General features: G+C 72.6%; 10 protein-coding genes. 4 read left to right on the plus strand and 6 right to left on the minus strand.

What is annotated here, in order from left to right:
• Positions 1-1,123, plus strand: a 1,123-nt coding sequence (locus tag ACFU7Y_RS36965) for an LCP family protein (protein ID WP_380770982.1), incomplete at its 5' end; no start/stop codon positions are given.
• A 39-nt stretch (positions 1,124-1,162) separates the two neighbouring features.
• The gene (locus tag ACFU7Y_RS36970) at positions 1,163-1,657 is read left to right on the plus strand and encodes a hypothetical protein (RefSeq protein WP_380770983.1); all 495 of its coding nucleotides are present in this window, start codon (positions 1,163-1,165) and stop codon (positions 1,655-1,657) included.
• Positions 1,658-1,673: 16 nt separating this feature from the next.
• Here ACFU7Y_RS36970 and ACFU7Y_RS36975 read toward each other — a convergent pair whose 3' ends face one another.
• Both ACFU7Y_RS36975 and ACFU7Y_RS36980 read right to left on the minus strand, forming a co-directional pair.
• Positions 1,674-2,240 (minus strand): hypothetical protein, encoded by a 567-nt coding sequence (locus ACFU7Y_RS36975; RefSeq protein ID WP_224283735.1) that lies wholly within the window; start codon positions 2,238-2,240, stop codon positions 1,674-1,676.
• Positions 2,241-2,510: 270 nt separating this feature from the next.
• Positions 2,511-3,005 (minus strand): peptidylprolyl isomerase, encoded by a 495-nt coding sequence (locus tag ACFU7Y_RS36980; RefSeq protein WP_224283736.1) that lies wholly within the window; start codon positions 3,003-3,005, stop codon positions 2,511-2,513.
• 196 nt (positions 3,006-3,201) lie between these two features.
• On the opposite strand from ACFU7Y_RS36980, the gene ACFU7Y_RS36985 reads away from it, so the two are divergent.
• Entirely contained in the window at positions 3,202-3,585 is a 384-nt protein-coding gene (locus tag ACFU7Y_RS36985; protein ID WP_224283741.1) for a MerR family transcriptional regulator, read from the plus strand.
• A 6-nt stretch (positions 3,586-3,591) separates the two neighbouring features.
• Here the strand turns inward: ACFU7Y_RS36985 and ACFU7Y_RS36990 are convergent, their stop codons facing one another.
• Positions 3,592-4,245 carry a class I SAM-dependent methyltransferase gene (locus ACFU7Y_RS36990; RefSeq protein ID WP_224283737.1) on the minus strand — a complete coding sequence of 218 codons (654 nt, stop codon included), beginning with the start codon at positions 4,243-4,245 and terminating at the stop codon, positions 3,592-3,594.
• Positions 4,246-4,315: 70 nt separating this feature from the next.
• Between ACFU7Y_RS36990 and ACFU7Y_RS36995 the strand changes: the two genes are divergently transcribed.
• Positions 4,316-4,912, plus strand: coding sequence for an NAD(P)H-dependent oxidoreductase (locus tag ACFU7Y_RS36995; RefSeq protein ID WP_224283738.1), 597 nt, complete (start codon positions 4,316-4,318; stop codon positions 4,910-4,912).
• Here ACFU7Y_RS36995 and ACFU7Y_RS37000 read toward each other — a convergent pair.
• From ACFU7Y_RS37000 to ACFU7Y_RS37010, 3 genes are all read right to left on the minus strand, one after another.
• Positions 4,905-5,393: a GNAT family N-acetyltransferase gene (locus ACFU7Y_RS37000; RefSeq protein WP_224283739.1), complete on the minus strand. Its 489-nt coding sequence runs from the start codon at positions 5,391-5,393 to the stop codon at positions 4,905-4,907. The two genes, ACFU7Y_RS36995 and ACFU7Y_RS37000, sit on opposite strands and share 8 nt — an antisense overlap.
• A gap of 120 nt (positions 5,394-5,513) precedes the next feature.
• Entirely contained in the window at positions 5,514-6,380 is an 867-nt protein-coding gene (locus ACFU7Y_RS37005; RefSeq protein WP_380770985.1) for an oxidoreductase, read from the minus strand.
• 170 nt (positions 6,381-6,550) lie between these two features.
• On the minus strand, positions 6,551-6,838 hold a 288-nt coding region (locus ACFU7Y_RS37010; RefSeq protein ID WP_380770986.1), incomplete at its 5' end, for an acyl-CoA dehydrogenase family protein.

The following is a 6,838-nucleotide window of genomic DNA, read 5'->3' on the forward strand; positions in this document are numbered from 1 at the left end:
GGGGGCCGGCGCACCCGGTGCCCGTCCCGCCGGCCCGGGGCGTCCCGGCGGCCCGGGCGGGCCCGGCGGTCATGGCCGCCCGGGTGGCCCGGGCGGGCCCGGCGGCACCCGCCCGGCCGGTGCCCAGGCCCGGCGCTGGCCGCGGCGGCGGATCGTGAAGTGGTCGGTCTTCGGCGTGCTGATCGCCGTCATGGTGACCGCCGTCTCCACCTGGTTCTGGGCGGACTCCAAGCTCAACCACGAGAACGTGCTCGCCGACTACCCCGGCCGCCCGGCCGCGGGCAAGGGCACCAACTGGCTGATCGTCGGCTCCGACAGCCGCCAGGGCCTCACCGACGCCGAGCAGGACGACCTGCACACCGGGCACGACACCGAGGGCAAGCGCAGCGACTCGATGATGATCCTGCACGTCGGGGACAACGGGAACACCCTGATGAGCATCCCGCGCGACTCCTGGGTGCCGATCCCCGAGCACCCGGGCAGCAACGGCAAGCCGGTCAAGGGCACCACCGCGAAGATCAACTCGGCCTTCGGCAACGGCGGCGGCCGGCTGCTGGTCCAGACCGTCGAGCAGAACACCGGCCTCCGGATCGACCACTACGCCGAGATCGGCTTCGGCGGCTTCGTCGGCATCGTCGACTCGATCGGCGGCGTCGAGATGCACATCGACCAGGACGTCAAGGACAAGGACTCCGGGCTCGACCTCAAGGCCGGCGACCAGACGCTCAGCGGCAAGCAGGCCCTGGCCTTCGTCCGCCAGCGCCACCAGATGGCCGACCAGGACCTCGGCCGGATGCGCAACCAGCAGAAGTTCCTCGGCGCCCTGGCCCACCAGGCCGCCTCCCCGGGCAACCTGCTGAACCCGTTCACCTTCTACCCGCTGGTCGACTCGGCGCTCGGCACCCTGATCGTCGACGAGGACTGCGGGCTGACCGACCTCGGCTCGCTCTTCCTCGCCATGAAGGACGTCAACGGCGGCAGCGGCAAGTCGCTGACCGTGCCGATCGGCAACCCGGACTACCGGACCAAGACCGGCGAGTCCGCCGTGCTGTGGGACACCAACAAGTCCAAGCAGCTCTTCGACGCCTTCAGGAACGACACCGCGGTGCCGGAGTTCAAGTAGCCCTGTGACTTCGCGTGACCGCACCGCCACAATGGGTGGATGCCACTCGTCGCCTCGCTGATCCGCCACCGCCGCCACCGCCTCCTGGGCCGCCTGGTCCAGGAGGCGCTCGCGCTCTACGGGATGGAGGTACCCGCCGCCTGCGAGATCGGGCCCGGACTGGTCGTCTTCCACCGCGGCTTCGGCACCGTGCTGCACCCGTACACCACCCTCGGCGCCGGCGTGACGCTCTACAACGGCGTGACCATCGGCCGGGCGGATCCGTGGGTGCCGCAGGAGGAGAGCGCGATGCGGCGGGTGGTGGTCGAGGACGGCGCGGTGCTGTGCGCGGGCGCCAAGGTGGTGTGCAAGGAGGGCGTGCTGACCGTCGGCGCGGGCACCGTCGTCGGGGCCAACGCGGTGCTCACCCGCTCGACCGGGCCCGGGGAGATCTGGGCCGGCGCACCGGCGCGCAAGGTGGGGATGCGAGCGGGTGGGCAGGGACCCTCGCCGGCGCCGGCCCGGCGCGCTCCGAGCCCCTCCGGAACGCCCTAAGCCCCTCCGGAACGTCCTAGACGTACGGCAGCAGGCCGGTACCGCACTCCGGGAAGCGGACCAGCCACTCCCCCTCGCCGCCGGCCGACTCGGTGGCGCCCGAGAAGCCGTAGTGGATCGGCTGCCCGTCGCCGCTCAGCCACCTCGCGTGGGTCAGCTGCACCGACAGCGAGGCCGGGCGGTGCGGGGCGGCGGCCGGGGCGGGCTGCTCCAGCACCAGTTCGTGCCCGGTCTCGCCGGGCCGGAAGGTCACCACGGTCTCGGTACCGGGGCGTCGCGGGAAGGCACCCGCCGGGTCCGTCCAGTAGGCGGCGACCATCACCGCGAGGGTGCCGTCCAGGCTGCCGGTGTCCGGCCGCACGTACTCCTCGTCCGCGACCCAGCGGGCGTGGTGGCGGACCTCCTCCGTGCCCCACCGCTCGTCCCAGTGCACCCAGTAGCCCGCCACCCGCTTCACGGTCATGCCCTCGCGGGCGACCCGGACGGCGAACCGCGCCGGGCCGACCGGCTCACAGCCGGCCAGGGAGACCACCGTCACCTGTTCGTAGGTCACCTCGCCGTCGTCGGCGCCCTGCTCCATCATCGGTCAACCACCTTGCCGCAGAGTCGAGTTCGGCCGCGGCTGGGGCCGCGTCCGAATCGAGCGTAGGACCCCGGCGACGGAGGGCGGCAGGATTGCCCGGTTCCGGCCCGGACAGCCGCGCTCCGGGCTACCCTGCCCGCCGCACCGCGGCCGGCCGCGGAAACCGGCGTGGAAACGGGTGTGAAAACGGGCACGAAACCGCCCCGGAGCGGGAGGCCGGAAGATCCGACGTCCCGCTCCGGGGCGGTGCGTGCCAGGTTGCGGCGGTGATTACTCGACCACGCCGGACTTGGCGATGGTGATCTTGGCCGAGGTGCGGCCGCTCTGCGAGCCGAGGCCCTCGATCTTCTTGACCAGGTCCATACCCTCGACGACCTCGCCGAAGACGACGTGCTTGCCGTCCAGCCAGTCGGTGACGATGGTGGTGATGAAGAACTGCGAGCCGTTGGTGTTGCGGCCGGCGTTGGCCATCGACAGCAGGCCCGGGCGGTCGTGCTTGAGCTGGAAGTTCTCGTCCGCGAACTTCTCGCCGTAGATGCTCTTACCACCGGTGCCGTTGTGGTTGGTGAAGTCACCACCCTGGAGCATGAAGGCCGGGATCACGCGGTGGAAGCCGGAGCCCTCGTAGCCGAAGCCGTTCTGGCCGGTGGCCAGCTCGCGGAAGTTCCGGGCGGTCTTGGGGACGACCTCGTCGAACAGCTTGAAGACGATCCGGCCGGCCGGCTCGTCGTTGATCGTGATGTCGAAGAAAACGTTGGAAGCCATGCAGGGATCATGGCACGATCGCCTGTTCGTCGCGCGCCACCCCCGGACGGGTGAGGTCGCACGCGACTGTGTTATCCCGTGCCGTCCGGTCGCGCGCTCCGGTTCGCGCCTCCCCGGCCGGAGCCGGCGTGGCTACCATCGGGGTCGGCTTCAGACCTTGGTGCGGGACGACGACCGGGACGACGGGGTGGACGGCATGCGGATCGGCGAACTGGCCCGGCGGACGGGCGTGAGCGAGCGCTCGCTGCGCTACTACGAGCAGCAGGGCCTGCTGGCCGCCCGCCGCACCGAGGGCGGCCACCGGGAGTACCCGGAGGCCGCCGTCGACCGGGTCGTGCACATCCAGGAACTGTTCGCGGCCGGACTGCACAGCCGCACCATCTACAAGATCCTCCCCTGCATGCGGGACTCCGACGGCAGCCCGAGCGAGATCGCCACCCCGCTGCTGGTCGACGAGCTCACCGCGGAACGCGAGCGGATCGACCGGACGATCAACGACCTGCTGCGCTCCCGCGAGGTGCTGGACGAGGTGATCGCGGCCGCCTCCGGGCAGCCGCCGTCCTCGTCGGAGGCCGCGTAGGAGCCCTCAGGCCTTCGGCTTGCGGGCCAGCAGGTAGGCCTGCGGGGTCTTCTCGTCCGCCTCCGGCTCGCGCACCGTACGGGAGGTGACCGGCAGGCCGGCCTCCCGGGCCAGTTCCTCGACGCGCTCCGGCCGCAGCCGGCGGAAGTCCAGCGACACCGGGTACCCGAAGGGCCGCTCCTGGCGCGAGGGCTGGTCGCCGACCTGGAAGGCGAGCATCAGGTGGCCGCCGGGGGCGAGCACCCGGGCGAACTCGGCGAACACCTCGGGCAGCCGCTCCGCCGGGGTGTGGATGATCGAGTACCAGGCCACCACGCCGGTCAACTCCCCGTCCTGGAAGGGGAGGTCGAACATCGAGCCGACGCTGAACGGAACCTCCGGGTGGGCCTGCCGGGCCAGCTCGACCATCCGCGGCGAGAGGTCGATCCCGTGCACGTCCAGGCCGAGCCGGTGCAGCGGTCCGGTCATCCGGCCCGGGCCGCAGCCGAGTTCGGCCGTCCTGGCGTCCGGACGCTCTCCGCGGACCAGGTCCGCGAAGAGCGCCAGCATCGCCCGGTCCATCGGCGTGCGGCTCAAGTGGTCCCGGAAGAGGTCGGTGTACTCGGTGGCGATGGCGTCGTAGAACGCCCTGGTCTCGGTGAGGAAGTCCGGCTCGGTCATGGTCCGCGACCCTACCCGGCAGCTGTCGGCCGTAGCATCGATCCGCCAACCAGCCCGAGGGGGACGGAAGATGAGCACGATCGGGGTCTACCTGGCGCATCCGCGGCCGGGCAGCTTCAACCACGCGCTGTACGGGGCCGTGGTGGACGAACTGCGCGGGCGCGGCTGCGAGGTGCGCGCCCACGACCTCTACGCGGAAGGCTTCGCGCCCCTACTCACCGCCGAGGAGACCGGCACGGTGGCCGCGGCGGAGCGGTCCGAGGAGCCGCACCTGGCCCTGCACCGGGCCGAGGTGGCCACCCTGGACGCGCTGGTGCTGATCCACCCCAACTGGTGGGGCATGCCGCCCGCGGTGCTCACCGGCTGGGTGCAGCGGGTACTGGCCCCCGGCGTCGCGTACAAGCTCGGGACGGCCGCCGGCGAGCCGGCCGGGCTGCTGCGGGCCGGGCGGGCGCTGGTGCTGAACACCTCGGACACCCCGGAGGCCCGGGAGCGCGAGGAGTTCGGTGACCCGCTGGAGCGGATCTGGGCGGCCTGCGTGCTGCCGTACGTCGGGGTCACCGACGTACGGCGGACGGTGTTCCGCACGGTCACCGACTCCCCCGCCGACGAACGTGCCGGATGGCTGCGGCAGGCACGGGAGCAGGCGGCGGCACTGCTCAGCTGAGCGGCGGGAGGTCCAGTTCGGCGACGGTCTGGTCGCCGCTGGTCTCGCCGGTCGGACGGAAGCCGAGGCGGGCGTAGAACTCCGCCGGGCCGTCCGGGCCCGGGACGTAGGTGACCGTCGCGCGGGTGCCGCCACGGCGGCGGATCTCGGCGCAGACCTGCTCGACGGCGAAGCGGCCGTAGCCGCCGCGCTGCTGCCCGGCGTCGATCAGCAGCCGCCACAGGCCCGAGCGGGGGCGGTCGTCGGGGCGGTCGGGGTGGAAGGTGATGTCGAAGAAGGCCATCACGAAGCCGACCGGCCGCTCGCCGTCCAGGACCAGCCGGGGCCAGGCGGTCTCCCCGTGCACATAGGCCTCGGCCAGCGACTTCACCACCGGCGCCACCAGGCCCTCCTGGCCGGGGCGGACCCGCAGGGCGAGGGCGGCGTCGAGGTTCTCTGGGGTGAGGGAGGCCAGGCGGAGCCTGGAAGGCGCGGTCGACATGGCGGGCAGCCTACGGAGCGCGGCTGCCCGCCGTCGCACGGTTTTCCGTCGCACGGCCTTCCCCGTGCGGCCGTCCGTCGCGCGGCCTTCCGTCGCGCGGCTGTCCGGCCGCCCGGCGGGCTACTCGCCGGCCGGGAAGTCGGTGCCGCGCCCGACCGCCGCCCAGGCCTCGGCCTCCTGCCGCGCCTCGTCGAGGGTGTCGAGGACGGCGTCCACCGCGTCACTGCCGAGCGCGAGCCGCAGCGGGGTCCGCTCGGCGGCCAGCGCGGCCAGGATCGCCTCGGCGGCCTTCACCGGGTCGCCGGGCTGCTTGCCGTCGGTGTCCGGCAGCCCGGTGCGGACCGGGGCGACGATCGGCTCGTACGCCTCGATCGGGGCGGAGTGGGCGAGCGCGCCGCCACCCGCGAAGCCGGTCCGGAACGCGCCGGGCTCCACGATCACCACCTTGATCCCAAAGCCGGCCACCTCCTTGGCCAGCGCCTCGGACAGCCCCTCCAGGGCGAACTTGGTGGCCGAGTAGGCGCCCACCCCGGGGAAGCTGAAGCGGCCTCCCATGCTGCTCATCTGCACCACCGCGCCCGAGCCCTGGGCCCGCAGGTGCGGCAGCACGGCCCGGGTGAGCGCGGCCGGGCCGAAGAAGTGCAGCTCCATCAGGTCCCGCAGCTCGCGGTCGGTGGACTCCTCGACGGCCCCGACCAGTCCGCGCCCGGCGTTGTTCACCAGGACGTCGATCCGGCCGTGCCGCTGGACGGTCTCCGCGACGACCGCCGGAATCCGCTCCTGGTCGGTGACGTCCAGGGCGACCGGGAAGAGCCGGTCCGGGTGCGCGGCGGCCAGTTCCGCCAGCGTCTCGGGGCGCCGGGCGGCGGCCACGACGGTGTCACCGGCCGCCAGCGCGGCCTCGGCGATCGCCCGGCCGAAGCCGGAGTTGGCGCCGGTGACCAGCCAGACCTTGTCGGCGGGGTGCTGCTCGGGGGTGCTGCTCATGATCGTCGATCTCCCGCAATCGTCGTGCCCCTGCAAAGAATTGACGATCATTTATGACACCGGCGGGGTCGCCACGTCCAGGACGGTTCGACGCCGGACGAAATACGGCCCCCGACCGCGGACCGGCGGTCGGGGGCCGTGAGTGCCGAGCCCGGGGCTACGGCTTCGGGCTACGGGAGGTTGCGGGCCATCACGATCCGCTGGACCTGGTTGGTCCCCTCGTAGATCTGCGTGATCTTCGCGTCCCGCATCATCCGCTCCACCGGGTAGTCCCGGGTGTACCCGTACCCACCCAGCAACTGCACCGCATCCGTGGTGATCTCCATCGCCGCATCCGACGCGTAGCACTTCGCCGCCGCCCCAAAGAACGTCAGATCCGCGTCCCCACGCTGCGACTTCGCCGCCGCCGCGTACGTCAGCTGCCGCGCCGCCTCCAGCTTCATCGCCATGTCCGCCAG

This window comes from Kitasatospora sp. NPDC057542 (assembly GCF_042801945.1).
Lineage (GTDB): Bacteria > Actinomycetota > Actinomycetes > Streptomycetales > Streptomycetaceae > Kitasatospora.

Bases quoted from the DNA above. Each gene is read 5' to 3' on its own strand.
- ACFU7Y_RS36980 (WP_224283736.1), bottom strand. From the start codon at position 3,005: ATGGCTTCCAACGTTTTCTTCGACATCACGATCAACGACGAGCCGGCC.
- ACFU7Y_RS36990 (WP_224283737.1), bottom strand. From the start codon at position 4,245: ATGACCGAGCCGGACTTCCTCACCGAGACCAGGGCGTTCTACGACGCC.
- ACFU7Y_RS37000 (WP_224283739.1), bottom strand. From the start codon at position 5,393: ATGTCGACCGCGCCTTCCAGGCTCCGCCTGGCCTCCCTCACCCCAGAG.
- ACFU7Y_RS37005 (WP_380770985.1), bottom strand. From the start codon at position 6,380: ATGAGCAGCACCCCCGAGCAGCACCCCGCCGACAAGGTCTGGCTGGTC.
- ACFU7Y_RS36975 (WP_224283735.1), bottom strand. From the start codon at position 2,240: ATGATGGAGCAGGGCGCCGACGACGGCGAGGTGACCTACGAACAGGTG.
- ACFU7Y_RS36995 (WP_224283738.1), top strand. From the start codon at position 4,316: ATGAGCACGATCGGGGTCTACCTGGCGCATCCGCGGCCGGGCAGCTTC.
- ACFU7Y_RS36985 (WP_224283741.1), top strand. From the start codon at position 3,202: ATGCGGATCGGCGAACTGGCCCGGCGGACGGGCGTGAGCGAGCGCTCG.
- ACFU7Y_RS36970 (WP_380770983.1), top strand. From the start codon at position 1,163: ATGCCACTCGTCGCCTCGCTGATCCGCCACCGCCGCCACCGCCTCCTG.